18 protein-coding genes are annotated in these 18,221 nt (G+C 62.4%); 3 read left to right on the top strand and 15 right to left on the bottom strand.

The window, feature by feature from the left end; genetic code table 11:
- The first annotated feature begins 113 nt into the window (after nt 1-113).
- The gene (hfq, locus tag JQK15_RS05510) at nt 114-596 is read left to right on the top strand and encodes an RNA chaperone Hfq (protein WP_004212587.1); all 483 of its coding nucleotides are present in this window, start codon (nt 114-116) and stop codon (nt 594-596) included.
- A gap of 75 nt (nt 597-671) precedes the next feature.
- Nucleotides 672-2,003 carry a GTPase HflX gene (gene hflX / locus JQK15_RS05505; protein ID WP_214864056.1) on the top strand — a complete coding sequence of 444 codons (1,332 nt, stop codon included), beginning with the start codon at nt 672-674 and terminating at the stop codon, nt 2,001-2,003.
- A gap of 99 nt (nt 2,004-2,102) precedes the next feature.
- Here hflX and JQK15_RS05500 read toward each other — a convergent pair whose 3' ends face one another.
- The 10 genes from JQK15_RS05500 to JQK15_RS05455 all read right to left on the bottom strand — a co-directional run bounded on the left by JQK15_RS05500 (nt 2,103) and on the right by JQK15_RS05455 (nt 11,365).
- The gene (locus tag JQK15_RS05500; protein ID WP_214864054.1) at nt 2,103-3,008 is read right to left on the bottom strand and encodes a 5'-methylthioadenosine/S-adenosylhomocysteine nucleosidase; all 906 of its coding nucleotides are present in this window, start codon (nt 3,006-3,008) and stop codon (nt 2,103-2,105) included.
- Entirely contained in the window at nt 3,005-4,336 is a 1,332-nt protein-coding gene (locus tag JQK15_RS05495) for an NCS2 family permease (RefSeq protein ID WP_214864052.1), read from the bottom strand. The genes JQK15_RS05500 and JQK15_RS05495 overlap by 4 nt, the downstream gene beginning before the upstream one ends.
- A gap of 124 nt (nt 4,337-4,460) precedes the next feature.
- Nucleotides 4,461-4,964 carry a GNAT family N-acetyltransferase gene (locus JQK15_RS05490; RefSeq protein WP_214864051.1) on the bottom strand — a complete coding sequence of 168 codons (504 nt, stop codon included), beginning with the start codon at nt 4,962-4,964 and terminating at the stop codon, nt 4,461-4,463.
- Nucleotides 4,937-5,707 (bottom strand): nucleoside triphosphate pyrophosphohydrolase, encoded by a 771-nt coding sequence (gene mazG, locus JQK15_RS05485; protein ID WP_214864049.1) that lies wholly within the window; start codon nt 5,705-5,707, stop codon nt 4,937-4,939. Before mazG ends, JQK15_RS05490 begins: the two co-directional genes overlap by 28 nt.
- A gap of 135 nt (nt 5,708-5,842) precedes the next feature.
- Nucleotides 5,843-7,588: an ABC transporter ATP-binding protein gene (locus tag JQK15_RS05480; protein WP_214864047.1), complete on the bottom strand. Its 1,746-nt coding sequence runs from the start codon at nt 7,586-7,588 to the stop codon at nt 5,843-5,845.
- A complete protein-coding gene (locus JQK15_RS05475; RefSeq protein WP_159366296.1) occupies nt 7,585-8,547 on the bottom strand; it encodes a phosphoenolpyruvate carboxykinase (ATP) in 963 nt (320 codons plus the stop codon). Before JQK15_RS05475 ends, JQK15_RS05480 begins: the two co-directional genes overlap by 4 nt.
- Before the next feature lies 1 nt (nt 8,548).
- The gene (locus JQK15_RS05470) at nt 8,549-10,438 is read right to left on the bottom strand and encodes an asparagine synthase-related protein (RefSeq protein ID WP_214864045.1); all 1,890 of its coding nucleotides are present in this window, start codon (nt 10,436-10,438) and stop codon (nt 8,549-8,551) included.
- Nucleotides 10,435-10,869, bottom strand: coding sequence for a lasso peptide biosynthesis B2 protein (locus JQK15_RS05465; protein ID WP_214864043.1), 435 nt, complete (start codon nt 10,867-10,869; stop codon nt 10,435-10,437). Before JQK15_RS05465 ends, JQK15_RS05470 begins: the two co-directional genes overlap by 4 nt.
- Nucleotides 10,853-11,152 carry a PqqD family protein gene (locus JQK15_RS05460; protein ID WP_004212598.1) on the bottom strand — a complete coding sequence of 100 codons (300 nt, stop codon included), beginning with the start codon at nt 11,150-11,152 and terminating at the stop codon, nt 10,853-10,855. Before JQK15_RS05460 ends, JQK15_RS05465 begins: the two co-directional genes overlap by 17 nt.
- A gap of 72 nt (nt 11,153-11,224) precedes the next feature.
- Nucleotides 11,225-11,365 carry a lasso RiPP family leader peptide-containing protein gene (locus tag JQK15_RS05455; RefSeq protein ID WP_004212599.1) on the bottom strand — a complete coding sequence of 47 codons (141 nt, stop codon included), beginning with the start codon at nt 11,363-11,365 and terminating at the stop codon, nt 11,225-11,227.
- Between the two features lie 167 nt (nt 11,366-11,532).
- Between JQK15_RS05455 and JQK15_RS05450 the strand changes: the two genes are divergently transcribed.
- Nucleotides 11,533-12,693: a nucleotidyltransferase family protein gene (locus JQK15_RS05450; protein ID WP_353047185.1), complete on the top strand. Its 1,161-nt coding sequence runs from the start codon at nt 11,533-11,535 to the stop codon at nt 12,691-12,693.
- Nucleotides 12,694-12,713: 20 nt separating this feature from the next.
- On the opposite strand, the gene JQK15_RS05445 is transcribed toward JQK15_RS05450, so the two are convergent.
- The 5 genes from JQK15_RS05445 to JQK15_RS05425 all read right to left on the bottom strand — a co-directional run bounded on the left by JQK15_RS05445 (nt 12,714) and on the right by JQK15_RS05425 (nt 18,200).
- Nucleotides 12,714-13,499: a class I mannose-6-phosphate isomerase gene (locus JQK15_RS05445; RefSeq protein WP_251007606.1), complete on the bottom strand. Its 786-nt coding sequence runs from the start codon at nt 13,497-13,499 to the stop codon at nt 12,714-12,716.
- 199 nt (nt 13,500-13,698) lie between these two features.
- On the bottom strand, nt 13,699-14,796 hold the full coding sequence (locus JQK15_RS05440) for an acyltransferase family protein (protein ID WP_214864041.1): 1,098 nt from the start codon (nt 14,794-14,796) through the stop codon (nt 13,699-13,701).
- Nucleotides 14,793-16,016 (bottom strand): polysaccharide biosynthesis protein GumE, encoded by a 1,224-nt coding sequence (locus JQK15_RS05435; RefSeq protein WP_353047184.1) that lies wholly within the window; start codon nt 16,014-16,016, stop codon nt 14,793-14,795. The genes JQK15_RS05440 and JQK15_RS05435 overlap by 4 nt, the downstream gene beginning before the upstream one ends.
- Before the next feature lie 40 nt (nt 16,017-16,056).
- Nucleotides 16,057-17,181 (bottom strand): GumK N-terminal domain-containing glycosyltransferase, encoded by a 1,125-nt coding sequence (locus JQK15_RS05430; protein WP_010335939.1) that lies wholly within the window; start codon nt 17,179-17,181, stop codon nt 16,057-16,059.
- Nucleotides 17,178-18,200 carry a glycosyltransferase gene (locus JQK15_RS05425; RefSeq protein WP_234893225.1) on the bottom strand — a complete coding sequence of 341 codons (1,023 nt, stop codon included), beginning with the start codon at nt 18,198-18,200 and terminating at the stop codon, nt 17,178-17,180. The genes JQK15_RS05430 and JQK15_RS05425 overlap by 4 nt, the downstream gene beginning before the upstream one ends.
- Nucleotides 18,201-18,221: the final 21 nt, after the last annotated feature.

Genomic DNA, 18,221 nt, shown 5'->3' with positions numbered 1-18,221 from the left:
TTCGCAATTGCGGTAGGATTGCCCCGCCCTCGACAAGCGGGGGCAGGCAAGACACCTCCGCCCAGAGGTGCGAGAGCGGGTAACGTCCCGCCAATAAAGGACTGGCAAAAACCATGGCCGACAAAGTGAACAACCTTCAGGATATTTTCCTCAACAGCCTGCGCAAATCGAAGACCCCGGTGACCATGTTCCTGGTCAAGGGCGTTAAGCTGCAGGGCATCATCACCTGGTTCGACAATTTTTCCGTGCTGCTGCGCCGGGATGGTCAGTCGCAGCTGGTCTACAAGCATGCCATTTCGACGGTCATGCCGGCCCAGACGATGGACCTGACCGATCTGCGCAAGGCCAGCGACGGCAATGGCAAGCCGCGCCTGCTGCAGGAAATCTTCCTGAGCGCCGTGCGCAAGTCGGGCAGCCCGGTGACCATGTTCCTGGTCAACGGCGTGATGCTCCAGGGCGAGATCGCCGCCTTCGATCTGTTCTGCATGCTGCTCGAACGCGACGGCATGGTGCAGCTGGTTTACAAGCACGCCATTTCGACCGTGCAACCGCTCCATTCGCTCGACCTGTCGGGCGAGAACGAGCAGGACGACTGATCGTCCACGCCGCATCCGGTCTTCCCGCCGATCCGCGCGGGTAGACCGGAGCGCGGCCAGATGCTCTAAGCTGACATGGCCATATTCAATCGCGACTCCGAGGACGAAGTGGCGCGCGGTGCGCGTGCCGTCGTTGTGCATGCCGAAACCCATGGCGGTGACCGCCGCGACAGCGACGCCCGGCTGGAGGAAGCCCGTGGCTTGGCGCTTGCGATCGGCATCGATGTGCGCGCCGCGCAGAGCTTCCGCGTCCGCGACCGCAAGCCCGCCACACTGTTCGGTAGCGGCCAGGTCGACCAGATCGCCACGCTGGTGAACCAGGAAGAAGCCGAACTGGTCATCGTCGACAATGCGCTGACCCCGGTGCAGCAGAGCAATCTGGAAAAGGGAACCGGCGCCAAGGTCATCGACCGGACCGGGCTGATCCTGGAAATTTTCGGCGAGCGCGCGGCCACCAATGAAGGGCGGCTGCAGGTCGAACTCGCCCATCTCGACTATCAGGCGGGCCGGCTGGTGCGCAGCTGGACCCATCTTGAGCGCCAGCGCGGCGGCTTCGGCTTCCTGGGCGGTCCGGGCGAAACCCAGATCGAGGCGGACAGGCGCATGATCCGCGACCGTATGGCCAAGATCCGGCGCGAACTGGAACAGGTGACCAAGACGCGCGGCCTGCATCGCGCGCGGCGCCAGCGTGCGCCCTGGCCGGTGATCGCGCTGGTGGGCTATACCAATGCCGGCAAGTCGACCCTGTTCAACCGCCTGACCGGCGCCGAGGTGATGGCCGAGGATCTGCTGTTCGCCACGCTCGACCCGACGATGCGGCAGATCGTGCTACCGGGGCTGGACAAGGCGATCCTTTCCGACACGGTGGGGTTCGTCTCCGACCTGCCGACCCAGTTGATCGCGGCCTTCCGCGCGACGCTGGAGGAAGTGCTGTCGGCTGATATCATCGTCCATGTCCGCGACATCGCTCATCCCGACACGGATGCGCAGCGCGACGACGTGCTGGATGTGCTGAGCGAACTGGGCGTAGCCGGCGAAGGGGCGCTGGAACGTGGCGATGGCGAGGCTGATCCGCCGCCGATCATCGAGGCGTGGAACAAGCTGGACCTGCTCGAGACAGAGAGTGCCGCGCAGGCGCGCGAGATTGCGGCGCGGCATGATGATGTCGTCATCATCTCGGCCTTGACCGGCGAGGGTGTCGAGGGGCTGCAGCGGGCGATCAGCAGCCGGCTGACGCGCGGTGCGCGGGTTCATAGCCTGCGCCTGCCGATCGCCGATGGAGCTGCCCTCGCCTGGCTGCATGAGCATGGCGAGGTGCTGGCAACGCGGCCGAGCGAGGCGGAGATGCAGGTGGATGTCCGGCTGTCCGACTCCGGCCTCGCCCGCTTCCTCAAGCGCGATCGTTAGAGCAAATTCCGATCCGACTGCGTCAGATCGGTTGCTCTAAGTTTTTGGTTTAACGCGTTTTCCGAGCCATCAGGTGATTCCACCTGATTAGAAAACGCTCTAATCGGGCAGTCGCGCCACGAAATCCTGGACGACGCGGGCCGAATTGGCCGAGGCGAGCGCCATGAAGACGCTCATCTGGTTCTGTTCGGCGTCGCCACCGGCCAGGTCCGACAGGCTGCGAAAGGCCAGGAAGGGTACGCGGTTGGCATAGGCGACCTGCGCCACCGCCGCGCTTTCCATGTCCAGCACCTGCGCCTGAAAGGTCGCGAACAGATATTGGCGATAGGCGGCATTGTCCATGAAGGCCGGGCCGCTGATACCGCGCCCGCCGACATGCAGGCTGGGCTGATGCGGCAGGCATTTGGCGGCGGCCGCATCGGCGCAACGGGCCAGGCTTTCCGAGGATGACAGGGCGCGGGCGATGGCGAGCAGGGCGGGATCGGCCGGGAAGGCGCGGTGCCAGCTCTTGGCTTCGGCTTCATTGCCGACCTCCACATCGCGCGGGAAGATCATGCCATAATTGGGCAGGTCGTTGCCCGGCGTGCGGAAGATCGGCGCATAGCCGCCCGGCGCCTCGCGCGCGATCGTGCTTTCCATGAACTGGCCCCAGTCGGCCGCGACTACGACATCACCGATATGCAGCGATGGATCGATGCCGCCGGCAATGCCGGAAAAGAGGATGCGCTTCACCGCGAATCGATCGACCAGCCACTGGGTGGTCATGGCGGCATTGACCATGCTGACGCCGCTTTCGACCAGCAGCACCGGCTTGCCGGCCATCTGGCCGAGCATCACCGGCACACCGTTCACGCGGACGGTCCGCGGCTGCTCGATCCGGCCGACGAGCGCGGCATGTTCGGGTGGGAAGGCGGTCATGATCGCGGTGCGGGGCCGCTCATCGAGCTTCTGGGCGAGGGCGGGGGTAGCGGTCAGCAGGCCGACCAGGGCGAGGAGGAACTTCATGCGGCGGCAACCCAGGCAAAGCGGATGACGATCAATATGGCGAGCAGGAAGAGCAGCCAGTCGGCGCGGCTCATCTTGCCGCGCAGCAGTTTCAGGATCGCATGAGCGACAATGCCGAAGGCGATGCCGTTGGCAATCGAGAAGGTGAGGGGGATGAGTGCCAGGGTAAGGAAGGCGGGAACGGCCTCGAACGGTTCTTCCCAACTGACCTCGACCAGCGGCGCCATCATCAGGCTGCCGACCAGGATCAGCGCTGGCGCCGTCGCATAGAGCGGCACCAAGCCGGCATAGGGCGCGGCGAAGATGGTGACCAGGAAGAGGAGGCCGGTGACGATGGCAGTAAGCCCCGTGCGCCCGCCGGCCGCGACGCCGGCTGCGCTTTCGACATAGGAGGTGACGGTGCTGGTGCCCGCCGTCGCGCCGACCATGGTGGCGGCCGCGTCGGCGATCAGGATGCGGTTGAGATTGGGCACGCTGCCGTCCGGGCGTGCGAGGCCGGCGCGCTTGGTCACGGCCATCAGCGTGCCGAGATTGTCGAACAGGTCGACGAACAGGAAGACGAAGATGATTTCCAGCACGCCGATGCCGTGGCTGCCGGCGAAGACCGCACCGAGATCGAGGTGGAAGGCGGTGCTGCCAAGCGCCGAGACATCATAGGGCATCGGCGTGAAATGCAGCGCGCCGACCAGCCAGCCGAGCAGGGTCGTGGCAACGATGCCGATCAGGATCGCGCCGCGCACCTGGCGGATCGAGAGGCCGGCAATCAGCGTCAGGCCGAACAGGGTGAGCAGCACCGGCGCGGAGCGAAGGTCGCCGAGCGCCACCGAGGTGGCGCTGTTGGAGACGACGATGCCGGCATTGCGCAGGCCGATGAAGGCGATGAAAAGGCCGATGCCGCCGGCAACCGCCGCCAGCAGGTGCGGCGGAATGGCGGCCAGGATCATCTGGCGGATGCCCGCCAGGGTCAGCGCCAGGAAGGCGACGCCCGAGAGAAAGACGCAGCCGAGCGCGACCGGCCAGGGGATGCCGAGGCCCAGCACCACCGAATAGGTGAAATAGGCATTGAGCCCCATGCCCGGTGCCAGTGCCAGGGGCACGTTCGCGACCATCCCCATCAGGATGCTGGCGAAGGCGGCGGCGAAACAGGTCGCAGCGGCGACGCCGACCAGCGGCATGCCGGCTTCACCCAGGATCGCCGGGTTGACCAGCACGATATAGGCCATGGTGAGGAAGGTGGTGATGCCGGCGACGATTTCCGTGCGCACATTGCTGCCGCGCGCGGCTATCTGGAACCGGCTGTCGAGCCAGGACGACAGGGGAGCCGTCATTGCGCGCAACCGGCCAGGAAAAGGGAAGGGGCCATGGCCGGCCCGGACAGCGAAGTTGACACCAGATACCCCCTATGCGCGATGGTCGCGATTGCGCGCCCTATGCCGCTGCGCACGCGCCGCGTCAAAGGTAACGATGCATCACAAATGTGTCGACCAGCCCCAGCGTTGGATGGGCAAAGGCATCTGGCACGCGGCCGACAATGGCAAAGCCCATTGCCTGCCACAGCGCGACTGCGCGGCTGTTGGAGGAAACCACGAAATTATATTGCATGGCGCTGAAGCCCAGATCGCGGGCCAGATCGAAGGAGGCGGCGCACATGCGCCGGGCAACGCCACGCCCGGTTGCGTGGCCCGCCGTGACATAGCCGGCATTGGCGACATGGCGGCCGCCGCCGGCCTGGTTGGCCCGGACGTAGAAGATGCCGAGCAGGGCGCCATCCTCCTCGACGACGCGGACGGTGCGGTCCGGGGACAGCCAGAGGGCAAGGGCGTCTTCGCGGCTGATCGCGCGATCGACCGCCAGGGTTTCACCCGCGCGCAGCACGGGTTCCAGGATATCCCAGATCGCATCATGATCCGCCGGCGTGACCGGCCTGATTATTCCACCTGCTTCGCCTGCTGCCATAGCGCTTCCTTCTCGTCGAGCGACAGGCCGACGAACGCGTCGCCGGCGATTGCCTCCATCTGACGAAAACGACGATCGAACTTGGCATTTCCGCCACGCAATGCGACTTCGGGGTCGATCTTCAGATGGCGTGCGAGGTTCACTACGGCAAAGAGCAGGTCGCCGACCTCTTCCTCCCGATGGGCATGGCTGGTCGCGCTGGCAACCTCGTCCAGTTCCTCATGGATCTTGGCGATCGCGCCCTGGGCGTCGGGCCAGTCAAAGCCGGTGCGGGCAGCCCGCTTCTGCAGTTTTTCGGCGCGCAGCAGCGCGGGCAACGCCTGCGCGACACCGGCCATGGCGCTAGGGTCCGGGATCTTGTCGGCGCGTTCGGCCGCCTTGATGCTTTCCCACTGGGCATGGCCATCCTCGCGCCGAGCGCCTTCGCCAAACACATGCGGGTGACGCCGGATCATCTTGGCCGCGATGCTGTCGATCACATCCTGCAGGCGGAAATGGCCGGCCTGTTCGGCGATGCGGCTGTGGAACACGACCTGGAGCAGCAGATCGCCCAGTTCATCGCGCAGGTCGGCCATGTCATTGCGCTCGATCGCGTCCGCCACTTCATAGGCTTCCTCGATCGTGTAGGGGGCGATGCTCGCGAAATCCTGCTCTATGTCCCAGGGGCAGCCCGTTTCCGGATCGCGCAGCCGCGCCATGACATCGGCGATCGGCATGATATCGGCGGGACTGGCTTTGGACATGGGAACCTTCGCATTGGCTGCTGATGGGCCTGCGGATAGGCGTTTGCCGGATACAAGGCCACCCCCGATGTCGAACGGGGCGCCGATAGGCGGATATGGTGCCCATGGCGATGCGCGTCGGAGCCTGTGGGAGGGCTATTCCGCTGCGGCGACGACATCCTCGTCCTTGACCGGATTGTTCGTCCGGACCTGTACGACCCGACCCCGGTCAAGATGAACGGTGATATCGGCAAGTGCGACGAGCGATGCCGTATGGGCTATGGCCAATATGGTGATATGGCCCCGTAAACCGGCAATCGCGGTTTCGATCTTGGTCTGTGCGTCGATGTCGAGCGCGCTGGTCGCCTCGTCCAGGATCAGCAGCCTGGGATGGCGCAGCAGCGCGCGCGCGAGGGCAATGCGCTGCCTTTCCCCGCCGGACAGACGGCTGCCACGATCGCCGACCACGGTATCGAGCCCCTGGGGCAAGGCGCCGACGAACTGGAGGGCGTTGGCGGCGTCGAGGGCGTTCCACAACTCCTCATCGCTCGCATCCGCCTTGCCGATGCGCAAATTGGTTGCGATGCTGTCATGCAACAGGAAGACGTCCTGGGGCATATAGGCGATCTGGGACCGCCATTGCCGATCATCCTGGGCAAGGTTGACACCGTCGACCAGAATCTGGCCTTCGCTGGGATCGAGCAGCCCCATCAGCATGTCCGCTATGGTGCTCTTGCCTGCACCCGAAGGCCCGACCAGGGCAATGATCTTGCCGGCGGGCAATTCCAGATCGAGGTTCGCGATCGTCGGCGTGCCCGCGCCCTGATGGGTGATGGATACACGGTCGAAACGGACATGCCGGGTCAGGAGGGGCATCTGCCCGCGCTCCGGTCCTTCGGTGCGGTTCTGCTCTGCCGTGAAGATGCGCAGCAGCCTGGCGACATTCTCATAGCCTGGCAGGCAGAGGAGCAGTTGCTGGAGCGTGCTTTGCAGGGCGTTGAAGCGCGGCGCGAGGCGCATGAACAACAGCAGCATCGTCATCAACTGCGGCAGCGGCAGCGCGATGACGGCATAGGCCACATAGACGAACAGGGCTGCGGCCGCACCGCTTGCCAACTGGAACAGGGCGGTGCTGTTGGATGTCAGCCGGGCGAACTCGACAGTGCCGACGCGCAGCGTTTCCAGCAACCGATCCAAACGTTGAAGATAATAGGGTTCGCTGTTGAAAGCCTTGGCGATCTTCATGCCGGTGATGAATTCGAACGCGACATATTGCCGTTCCTGCAGGGAATTCGACATGGATTGCGCATGGCGGGCGATCTTCCGGCGCACCGGGTACAGGCCGAACAGGGTCGCTGCGCCAACGGTCATGGCGAACAAGGTCATCTGCCAGGATATCAGCGTGGACAGCAGGCCATAGAGCGTCAGCCAGATGATATTCTGGCCAAATGACATGAGGCTGAAGACCGCGACCTGGATGCGATCGACATCGTTGCTGAGCGCATGGTTGAGATCGGACCCGCGCATGTTCGCGACCAGTGACCAGCGACCATAGCCGATGGCCGTGAACAGGCGCATGCGGATGTCGTCCACCGCCTGTTGCATCGTGCGGGTCATGAGGAGGAGACGGCGGCGGGACACCAAAGCCTGAAAGACCATGAGGCACAGCATCGCCGTCAGCAACCAGCCGAGCGATATGCTGCCAATCCAGGGCAGTTGAATGCTGCTCTGGGCCGCACCATGATTGGTGCCGATCAGTTTCAGCAACGGGATCATCGCCAGCAAGGAGCAGCTTTCCAGAATGCTGCCGATCAGGATCAGCAACAGGATGACGGACACTTGCCGCCGATAGCCGCCAAGGGAAAAGCGCGCGAATTCGCTGATCTGGCGGAACTGGCTCACCTATGGTCCTCGCAGTCGGCGCGGACGAGTTCGACTGTCTCTTCCAGTCGATTGAGGGCATGCGGGACGTGCAGCGTTGCCACCTGGACGCAACGGGCCAGGGCAGCGCAGCCCTGCATGTGACGGGCCTCGTCGGCGGGCGAGAGCGCTGCCTTCCCGAAACGGGTTATGTAGGAGTAGCGCAGGATCGCCGACAGGGCCTGGGTTCCGGCAAGTCGGGTGAGGCCGGGCTGATCCCCCACGCGGTCGAGAACATAGAGGCGTTCGGGTTGAAGCTGATCATGGCGGAAATCGCCCATCAAACGATGCTGGCGTTTGGAAAAGCCGGGATAGACCAATGGCAATGGCTGCGCTTCGGCCAGTTGCATGGCGTCTGCGGCCTCTTCCGCCAGCTTGAGTTGGCCATAGGCCGGCAGGATTTCGAGCGTGCCGTCCGGGTTTGCGCGGATCGCCAGGAGGTCGTCCGTCAGCAGACGATGGCCCGCCCGGAGGAAGGCTGCGGCGGTGGTGGATTTGCCCGCCAGCTTATCGCCAACGAAGATGACGCCATGCCCGTCGAGGTCGATCGCGCTGGCGTGGAGCGTGATGTAGCCGCGCATGTGCAACGCCAGCGCCATGATCGGCCCCAGCAGAGGAAAGGGGAGGTAGGTCACCGGCGTATCGGGATAGGGCTGAATCTCGATGAGGTCGGGGCCATGGAACTGGAAGGCTGCAACGTCGGGCCATGCCAGGAAATGCGTCCCGTCCGTGCGGAACTGCGTGATCACGCCCTCCTCGCGCGACGGCAAGGGCAGGTCGCGGCTGTAGATGATGCGGATGTCGGGCACGGATCCCGCCGGGGCGGTCGTCAGTTCCGGCAGCGGAACATCCGATTCGATCGTCAGCCCAAAGGCACGATAAAAGGACGAGGCCTTGCCGGCGGGGGCAAGGGCGGGCTGAGGCGTTGGGCCCATCTTCATGTCATCCTCCTGCATGTACGATGTGAAATTTAGCCCTCGGAGCGGCGGGCCGGGATCGTCTTGCAAGCCAGCGGCCCAGGCTTGCGACCCGGTAGGCAGCGAATAAGGGGGCGGCATCATTGGCCATGGACTGATCGAACTGCGTGATGGCCGCGCGGGCGACATCAATGTCGACAAATGGCGCCAACATGTCAGCCTGCGCATCCAGCATCGTCAGCAAGGATGCCCGGTGACGCGCCATGCCTGTTCCCAACTGGCCGGCAAAGTTGAACTTGTCGCGCCGCAGCCGGACCTGCTCTGGCAACAGGCCTGCCATGGCGTTCCGCAGAGATGCGCGCGGATAGCCATTGTCGAGCTTGGCGTGGGCCGGGAGCGATACGCAGAATTCGACGAGACGGCGATCATAGAATGGGAAGCACAGGCGCACTCCGGCTGCAGCGGCCGAACGATCGAGCACTTCAAACGCATAGGGTTGTTGTGGCGATGTCAGGGTCGACAGGTGGCGCTGCTGCTCGGTCTGATAGGCCGAGCGGCTGGGCATTGTCGCTGCGCGGCGCAAACCTATGTCCGTACGACGGGCGAGGTCTGGTGCGACGAGCGCGGTCGTGAAATTCGGTGAGGTGCGGGGCGGATGTGCATGGTGGACGATGCGCCGCCAATTCTGCCGGAATCGCCGTATCGTCGCGATATGATCGAAATGGGGGGACGCTGCCTGCCAGGTCGAACAGCGGAGAATATGGGCCAAGCCATGTGCTTCGCGCAACAAGGTGGCCCAGCGTCGTTCCATCGCCAGTTCGTTCAGCCGCCCAAACCCGTGGGAAACGACTTCATCGCCGCCATGTCCGTCCAGAAGGCGGGGAAGCCCCAGTTGCCGGGCCCCGTGATAGAGGCGTCGTGAGCTGCCGAGATTGTAGGCGAGGCAGGGGCCGTCCTGTTCAGTCAGGATCATGTCCAGTTCCTGTAGCGGATCCTGATGCTCAGTGGGCAGGAAATGGGGAGCAAAACGCCCTGCTTGCAGAATGGCCTCTATGTGCGGGCCATCCGTCCAGTTGGGACTTGTGTCGAACGTCATGGACAGGCTTGGCACGGGCGGTCCCGCCGCCTCCGCCCGCAAACGCGATGCCATCATGGCGATGGACGAGGAGTCCAGTCCACCGCTGAGCAGCACGCCGGCTTGTTCGCTGATCCGACACGAGACCGCCTGTTCGAACAAATGCCGAAACTGCTCGGCGGTTTCCTCATCCTTGGGCGGCTGCGATGCCGCCAGATGCCAGTAACGGCTGATGGTGAGTTCGTCGCGCGTGACCTGAATGATGTGCCCTGGCGGCAGACGCCGGATTTCGCGATAGAGCGTCGTCTGGGCATCGCCGACTATGCCGGCGACAAAATCTGCTGCACCAACTTCGTCGATGGCGGATGAAATCTCCGAACCGAGCAGCGCGCCAATCGTTGTCGCGGCCATGAACAGTCTGGGCGAAGCATGATAGTAGAACGGGCGGACGCCGAAATGGTCACGGGCGCCAAATAATGTCTGTGTCGCTTCGTCCCAGAGCACAAAGGCGAAGTCGCCCAGCAACATGGAGGCGCAGTCTGCGCCATAGCGCTCGTACAGCGCGGCTATCAGGCTGGCTTCAGGGAGGGCCGGGCGGGGAGGAAGGCCGAGCCGTGCCTCGATTTCCGCGCGATTGTCGAGCCGGACATCAGCGGCCACAATAAGGCCCGGACGCCGCTTCTCATGGTCCAACGCCTCCATGCCAGCCCCGGCAAGAATCGTCGGGCCGCTATCGATCGCGCAACGAACCCCGCGTGATACCAGGGAGGCGATGCCTTCACCGGGCCAATGCCGTGCCGGCCGGCCATCGCGGTGGAACAGGCCGGCAAAAGCATTCATTGCCGGACCAGTCCGTCCAGGTCCGCCAGGACATTGAAGCCGGCCAAGTCCTGTCGTCCGCCGCCAATAATGGGCCTTGCGTGATGGTCGAGCAGCCAGGCATGGGCCTGGAAGCTGCCATCTTCGGAGCGGCGTACACCGATCCGGATCCAGCTTTCATGTCCCATCCAGGCGAGCAACGTCCGTGTGGCCACGGCCTGGGTCAGGCACGTGGCGCCGGGAACAAGTCGTGAGGCGATGCTGACAGCGCGGGCGGCCTGGCGCACCCAGAGCGGATTGCGCTGGCCAGTGGATTGCGGCAACCATTCGCACAGGCGCGCATAGCTGGTGAGGCTGAGGGCAAGACGGACAGCCAATACCACAGGCAGTGCGACCGGCAACAGGAGTGCCAGAAGCAGCCCTGCCAAAGTGCGATCAGGACGCCGGCGCATGCTGGACGCTGATCAATGTGAACTGCGACAGGTTGCTTAACAGGCTCTCCAGATCCTTGCGGCACTGTTCGGGTCGGACGTCAAAGCGTTGTTCGATATTGTCCTGCAGTGCGCCGACACTGGTGGGGGTCGCGATCGTTTCCCAGACATGGACGCCGACGCGATTGAGCGCGAAATAGCGGCTGGAGGTCAGGTCCAGCAAAACTCTCTCATTGTCCAGGTCGCAAAACACGATGTTGGGATCTGCTGCCACGATTGTCGCGGATGGCCAGGCGATCGTCATCTTTCTTCCCCGCTTCCAAGGGCCTTGCAGGAGAATGGACGCCCCCTCTGTCCGAGAAGGGCGTCCACCCTGTCAGGAGAACGTGAGCTCGCCGCGCGGCGTACCGTCCGGGAAGGTCGCGTCCAGGCTTTCGCCATAGGACGTGCCCTGCGTCAGCGATTCGAACGAGCCGAGTTCGACGAGCTCGGGCGATTCATAAGACTCCTTTTCCATACTCAACTCCTCATCATCTGCTGAACCATTCAGCGGATATAAATTGATCGTAAGTAAATGTTTAAGTCAAATTCCAATCCATCCGCGGTAACACCTATAGGTATAAACACATATCGCCATGATTTAACTTTGTAGGGCAATGTTTTGCATAAGCTAACATTCAAGGCGTGACTGATGTGTTGTTAGATCCCTCCCGCAAGGCACGGAAAATCGTGGATATCGTGAGGTGCCATGTGGCCCTGTCCGTTCCGCAGATGATCGTTCGCCCCCCTTCTCCGGCGATCGACGCGGACGATTGGGCGGACATCATAATGGTTGGGAAATCCTGTAAACTTCTGCTGCATCTTGGTGCCGGGCTCCGCGCCGCTGGGCAGGATATTCCGGACGCCTTCTCGCGCGAGGAAGATAGGTTCAGGAAGTTGACGCTCGCGATGAACGGCGTGAACATCGCTACAATAACCAATATATCTAAAGCTCTAATCCATGATGATCTGCGATTTATAGTTTTCAAAGGCCCGCTTGCGCAGAGAAGAATTTATGGCGGATACTTTCATCGTCCCTCATCGGACGTCGATATCCTGATCGATCGCGGTGATCTGCGTCGCTGCACTGCGCTTCTCCAGGAGGCAGGTTATTTCCTGCCCGCGGAATGTGATCGTATCTGGTGGCGTGCCTTTCTGGGAGAGCAGCATTTCTTCTCGCGTTCGGCGAACCAGGCAACGGTCGACGTTCATCACCGGCTCCAGCAGCCGGGTTGTCCGCACCCCATGGACGTGGGCGCGTTTCTGCGTGAGCCGGCGGATCAGGAACTGGGGCAGGTGAAGGTTCCCTGCATATCGCCAATCCACGAAATCCTGCTGGCAAGCCTGAGCTTCGTGAAGTCTTTGACCCAGCATTGCCACGCAGCGGCCTATCTTCTGGACTTCTGTGCCGCAATTGCCGGGCTCGATCATGCGGCCTTGGCGATTTTGCATCAACGGGCAACGGAGCAGAATATCGAGCATAGCCTGCGCATCACCTTGGCCTGTGCCGAAAGCATGTTCGGCTTGGAAGTACCGGAATTTGCGGAGCCACTGCCGATCTCGGACCTATTTGGCGCGGATTTGTCCCTGGCCGTCTTCACGCCCGATGATCCGTCCATTGCCTGGCCGCGCTTGCGGCATTTGCTGTGGCGGCTATGCGATGACCGGCGAGCCGGCCAGAAACTGGGAACATATATGTGGGTCGGTGGCAGCTTCCTGGCGTCCAAGGCAGCGCGCAAGATACCGGGATGGCCGAAGGAAGATCCCACCATTATCCATGTTGCGCCTGTTGCCGCATCGGGCTGATCGCTCTGCGTGAAAAAGCATTACACCGTTGCGAACAGATAGTCGGTGTCACTGGCCGCGCGGATCAGGGGAGTGGGTTGGGTCAGCAACCAGCACTCCCCCGCCCGCCAGGTCAGGCCATCGATGTCTCCGCGCCCCCGCAACGGAATGAACCAGGCGAGGCCGCTGTTGGTCACGTGCAGCGCGTCTCCGCCCTGCATATGTGCCAGTCGCAAACCGAAAGGCCCATCATCTAGCAGGACGCCGCTGCAGCCAAGTGGACGATGCAGGGCAACAGCAGGGCGCTGCTCGGTTTGCAGATCTCCGGCGATCGCCTTCGTCTCAAGGACGCGAGTGCGGTCATGTCCATCGCGATTGCAGGTCAGGTCGATATTCTGCTGCACTTCGACAAGAGATATGCCGGCGCCAATGGCATATATGGTGCCAGCCGGCACGAAATAGAAATCGCCGGCGCGAGCCGGCCGCCAATCGATGAACTGCGCCCATGCTTCAATTTCCGCCGCATGGTGCTGCAGCGGCTGTTTCAGCGGAACGATCGTGCCGATGCCGATCATCGATGCAGGCTCCGCCTCGAGGATATACCAGCATTCTTTCTGCCCGGTGGATTCGCGGTGGGCGTGAATATGGGTCGACAATCTAACGCTGGTATAGATGTACCTAACCTGTAGCGGGGGCCTGGTTCCAGACGGAGATCCAAACCACAATTCGCCGATGCGCTTGCCCAATTTGTCGACAGGGTGGTTAGGGACGACGTCCTTTCCCCAGATCTTTTCCACGAAATTTGGCTGAAGCTTAATACTTGGCATCGGGTATGCCTTTGCGTTGTACCTTTTCGCAGGGCGATCGATTGCCTCCGAGGTCTCATGCTCGTCTCCCGCAAGGAATGAGTTCATGAGAGTGATTGATTGGCAGCGGATTGAAATCCGTTCGAACACCTAACCGACTGGCAGGATTGCGCAAGGCAAGCTTGTCCATTCTTCCAGTTGGCCGCGCCTGTTTGACTGGTCAGGAAGAAGGGCTTTCTGCCGCTAACGGCAACGGTCGTGTCGGGGCATGGCCGTTCAGGGCATCGGTCAGCTTGCGACGGACCCAATTGCCGACGGGGCGTTCAAACATCTCGTGAGACAGGCCGGCGACGGCCAAGGACAAGATTGTCGCGATCAGGATCTGCATGGGCATGCTGATGCCCCATGCAGGCCCGGCGAGGCGAACCAATTGAAGGATGGGCATGTGGAGCAGATAGAGCGAGAAGCTATATGCACCCAGTCGGCGCATCAACGGATTGCCCCATAGCATGTCGTTGAACGGATGACGGATTGCTGTGCCCAGAATGACCAAGGCGCAGGCAACGATCTTCAAAGGGTCTGCATAGTAGATGATGTGTTTCGGATCGTTGGTCACGGGCGGGAATACCCATGCGCTGACTGAAGCAGGGGGTGCGATGAGGACCCAGATAAAGGCCGCGGTGAACAGCAGCAGCGGCGGGAATAATCGCGTCATGCGGTCTTCCGGGATCTGTCGGACCAGTACTGCGCAGAGAATTCCGGTCATGAAGATGTGCATCTTAGCCAGGGCAAAGATGCCCGGCAGCCAAGGGCTCGCTGCATAGCAGCCTGCCACGATCAGCCCGATCAGCACATATAGCCAGCCGCGTAGCGGTTGCTTCGCATGGGTGGCCGCCCAGATCGCCGGGAAGAGAAAGTAGAATTGGAACTCCGGCCCGATCGACCAGAAGACCGATACGGTACTGGTGAATGTTCCCTGCCGGACCAGTTCGATCAGTCCGATCGGATAGATGAAATCGGCGTAGACGAAGCGATAGATCAGGAAGGATAACAGCGAGACACAGGCGTAGAGCGGCACGATGCGGGCTATGCGCGCCGCAGCGTAGGATGCCAACGCATCTCGGTCGGGCGATCTGGGGAGGTAGAGATGGCCCATGAGAAAGCCGCTGAGCGTGAAGAACAGCAGGACGCCATAATCGCCGGCGCGCGGATGCAGAAGTTCGGGATAGCCGAACGTGCGGAAGTGGCAGAATACGACGAGCAGGGCAGCAAAGCCTCTGATGCCGTCGAGCGCCGGTATATGACGGCCAGGGCTCATGCGGCGTTTCCTTCCATGCGCGTCAGGCGTCCGCGGGCGTAACAGAAGCCGTAGACGACCCACATCAGAGCGGCTGTCTTGATTGACAGCAGTGAATTGCTGATGGGCAGGCAGAGTGCGAGGAAGAGCATAATGCCATGCTTTGCCATCCGGTTGCCGGGATCGCGGCCGAAGCTGCTGCAGGCGAGTGCCAACCAGAGCCCGATCGCGATCACCACGGATTGGGCCTGGACGAAATCGGCCCAGCCGGCGTCATCGAACCGGACCCGATCCGCGCGGATGCCCAACAACTGGTCAAGGTCCATCGACCGCAGCGCATCGAGCCCGACGCTGAGCCGTCCGGGAAGATTGTCTTGATGCTCCGCCAAAATTCCCAGCGCTTCGCCCCCGACCAATGCGACAAGCAGCAACGGCAGATAGGCGACGCTCCATTGATCCGGAACATAGGCGCTGATCGGCAGATAGAGGCAGAAGAGCAGGATCACGCTGAGCGCAAGCCTGCCATCGCAAGTGACCAGCAGCACCGCCGTCGAAACCAGCATGAATAGTCGCGCACCATTCGACAGAGACCGCCACATGGCCGCCGTGAAGATGGTGCCCACGATGGCCCAGTTGCCGAGCGATACAGGTTCCAGAAATAGCGATGATCCGCGATGCAGGCCAAGGCCATCGAGCAGCATGCGGCCGCCGGGACGTTCCGAACTGAGAAACAGGTCGCCGCCGGCCCAGAAGGCATCCGCGTCATAGCCACGGGTCTGCACATAATAGTCGATCACGCGAAAGGTCGAACCAAAGCCGCCAGGGCTCGCCAGCTCCCACAGGCCGACCAACATGATCAGCAATTGCAACGACAACACTGTCTGACGCAGCAACGCGCCTTCAATCCGGGTTCCAAGCAGAATGAAGGCCGGGATCAACAATATGTCGCCCAGAATCTTGGGTTCGAAATATCCCTTGATCGCGCTCGTCAGCAGCGCCGAAAGGACCATGATCCAGGTCAGCGCCAGCCACCGAAAACTATGTTGGACCGGTTGCATGGTCCCGACCAGCAGCGCGGTCAGAACGATGCTGCCCTGCGCGGCGGACACGATGCCGGCGGTCATCGGGAATAGATGCGCGTTGACCCAGGCCAGGGCCGGATTGAAGAGGACCGTGGCGACAAGCAGTCCGGCGGCGACATAGTTGACGAGCCTGTCATGGATCAGGCTGCGTCGATGCACCGCGTCGCGCCGCGCGCGAGCCGATAGAGAAAGGGCAATCTCAGCCAAGAGAAGCCTCGACGAGCCTGGCGGCAACATCGCTCCAATCCTTGCTCGCCACCGGGCTGCGGCCAGCGTTCAGTGCCCGATCAAAAGCCTCGACCATTTCCTGCGGGTGATCAGGCCGGTAACCAAAGCGCAGGGCATGGTCGCCAACGGCGAAATCGGGGCAAACGGCGGGCAGGCCGATTGCCTTATATTGCAGGAGCTTGAGGCTGGAATCGGCGAGATAGGCGGCGGCAGCTGCGCGCTGATAGGCCGCGATCCCGACATCTGCATGCTGGAGATAGGGCAGCGTTTGCGCAAAAGGCATCTCGTCATGCTGGATCACATTGGTCGGGAAGACGCTCTTGGGCGATCCGATGGTGTGGAAGGTGAATTCCGGGCGTGCCAGCGCGAGGGTGCGGATCGCCCCGGCATCGAACAGCATCGATCCGACTGTGACTGCGTTGCGCTTGGTCGCGTAGGGACTGTCTGTTGCCTGATTGAGCAAAGCAGTATCGACGCCATGCGGAATGAATAATTTGGGGCAGCTGAAGGCCTCGAAATGCGGGAGCATGGAGCGGGCGACGACCACGATCAGGTCGATATCGGCCTCCGATTGCCAAAGCATGTCTTCAATGCATTCAGGCACGCCGGCGGTGGATAGAAGATCCGTGGCCCGATAGACGATCCGCGCCGAGGGTGCGACGGCTCGGATGCGCTTCAGCAATGCCGGCGCAATGCCGGATTCGACGATGATGATGTCTGCCGCGCCTGCCGCTTCGTCCAACGCGGTGCAGCGGTTTCTGGCCCATTTGCTGTAAAGCCAGGATTCCACCTTGCCCGAGACCGGCAACTTCACAGGGTGCCATGCACTGCGCCACAGATAGGCTTGCAGCCCGTCCACCTGTTCCCAGGCATTGGCGCGATCAAACAGATCAGCCCGGCTGTCACCACGCAGGCGCGACAGCCAGCTGTAGCCGATCGACATGAAGGTCACCTGATGGCCCTGTTGCGCCATATGGCGCGCCACGAAATGCACGCTCGCGCGGCGCCGGGTCCGATAGTCATGGCGCGAGATGATGAGGACGCGGCGCCCTTCGGCGTGAACCGGGTTTGGCTTTGCGGCGGATTGTCCGATCATGAACGGGCCTCCGTGCTGGCAAGGATCTCGTCATAATAGTCTTCCAGGGCGGCTACGCGGTTGCGGAGGTCGAACTTGGCGGCCACATGGGACCGGCCGGCTCGGCCAAAATCGCCGCAAAGGTCCGGCGCACCCAGAAGCGTTTGCAGATGGTCGGCAAAGTCGTGGCTGTTGCGTGATCGTGCGAGCAAGCCGGTCATGCCGGGTTTGATCGCTTCGCGCATCGGGCCATCGTCAAACGCTATCACCGCCATGCCCATCGCCTGCGCTTCCATCAGCACGATAGGAAGCCCTTCGGAATCGCCGTTTGCCGCGCGCACGCTCGGCATCGCGAAGATGCGGTGACGGGCCATGGCCGCGAAGACTTCCGCGCGAGATCGTGCGCCCAGGAAATGCGGCTGGATGCCAAGCCGGTGGGCCTGGGCGACCAGGGTGGGCATCAGGGGGCCGTCGCCGATGATGGTGAGCGGTTCGCTTCGAATGCGTTCGGGCAACTTAGCCCAGGCATCCAGCAGGAAATTGACCCCCTTCTTTTCGACCAGACGGCCGACGAAGAGGGCGCCCCGGCGGCCATGGGCGGCGGGTGGCGGCGGCAGGCTGGACGTGTCGATGCCCAGCGGAATGACGCGCAGCTTGTGGTCGGGATAACCTGCGTCGAGCAGGCACTGCTTGATCCACTGGGATACGCAGATGATGCCATGGGCGTAACGCAGAAGGAAGGGCTTGAGCATCAGATACCAAAGTCCCTCGGTCCGGCGCGCATGTTCGCGCGCCGTCACCGTTGCATCATAGCCATGGGCGGTGACGACCAGCGGTATGTTCCGTCGCGCGGCAAGGGACAGGATGTTCGCCCCATCCTGCAGGAAATGCGCGTGGATCAATCGCGTCGAGGGAGCCGACAGGACATCGCCGACATGGCGATATCGGCCGGTCAGTCGATTATAGACTTTTTCATATTTGCCCGCCTGGGCGCGATGCAACAGATGGGGAGTGTGGCCGTTAATAGAGTATCCGTTCAATATGTTCTCAGTTATTATGAT

The organism is Sphingobium sp. BHU LFT2 (assembly GCF_018604485.1).
GTDB classification, from domain to species: Bacteria; Pseudomonadota; Alphaproteobacteria; order Sphingomonadales; family Sphingomonadaceae; genus Sphingobium; species Sphingobium yanoikuyae_A.
This window is presented reverse-complemented; position numbering and strand designations above follow the sequence as displayed.

Excerpts from the sequence above, each read along its gene's own strand:
- JQK15_RS05495 (WP_214864052.1), bottom strand. The coding sequence starts at position 4,336 with ATGACGGCTCCCCTGTCGTCCTGGCTCGACAGCCGGTTCCAGATAGCC.
- JQK15_RS05430 (WP_010335939.1), bottom strand. The coding sequence starts at position 17,181 with ATGATCGGACAATCCGCCGCAAAGCCAAACCCGGTTCACGCCGAAGGG.
- JQK15_RS05500 (WP_214864054.1), bottom strand. The coding sequence starts at position 3,008 with ATGAAGTTCCTCCTCGCCCTGGTCGGCCTGCTGACCGCTACCCCCGCC.
- JQK15_RS05455 (WP_004212599.1), bottom strand. The coding sequence starts at position 11,365 with ATGGAAAAGGAGTCTTATGAATCGCCCGAGCTCGTCGAACTCGGCTCG.
- JQK15_RS05445 (WP_251007606.1), bottom strand. The coding sequence starts at position 13,499 with ATGCCAAGTATTAAGCTTCAGCCAAATTTCGTGGAAAAGATCTGGGGA.
- hfq (WP_004212587.1), top strand. The coding sequence starts at position 114 with ATGGCCGACAAAGTGAACAACCTTCAGGATATTTTCCTCAACAGCCTG.
- mazG (WP_214864049.1), bottom strand. The coding sequence starts at position 5,707 with ATGTCCAAAGCCAGTCCCGCCGATATCATGCCGATCGCCGATGTCATG.
- JQK15_RS05470 (WP_214864045.1), bottom strand. The coding sequence starts at position 10,438 with ATGAATGCTTTTGCCGGCCTGTTCCACCGCGATGGCCGGCCGGCACGG.
- JQK15_RS05440 (WP_214864041.1), bottom strand. The coding sequence starts at position 14,796 with ATGAGCCCTGGCCGTCATATACCGGCGCTCGACGGCATCAGAGGCTTT.
- JQK15_RS05475 (WP_159366296.1), bottom strand. The coding sequence starts at position 8,547 with ATGAAGATGGGCCCAACGCCTCAGCCCGCCCTTGCCCCCGCCGGCAAG.
- JQK15_RS05460 (WP_004212598.1), bottom strand. The coding sequence starts at position 11,152 with ATGACGATCGCCTGGCCATCCGCGACAATCGTGGCAGCAGATCCCAAC.
- JQK15_RS05490 (WP_214864051.1), bottom strand. The coding sequence starts at position 4,964 with ATGGCAGCAGGCGAAGCAGGTGGAATAATCAGGCCGGTCACGCCGGCG.
- hflX (WP_214864056.1), top strand. The coding sequence starts at position 672 with ATGGCCATATTCAATCGCGACTCCGAGGACGAAGTGGCGCGCGGTGCG.
- JQK15_RS05465 (WP_214864043.1), bottom strand. The coding sequence starts at position 10,869 with ATGCGCCGGCGTCCTGATCGCACTTTGGCAGGGCTGCTTCTGGCACTC.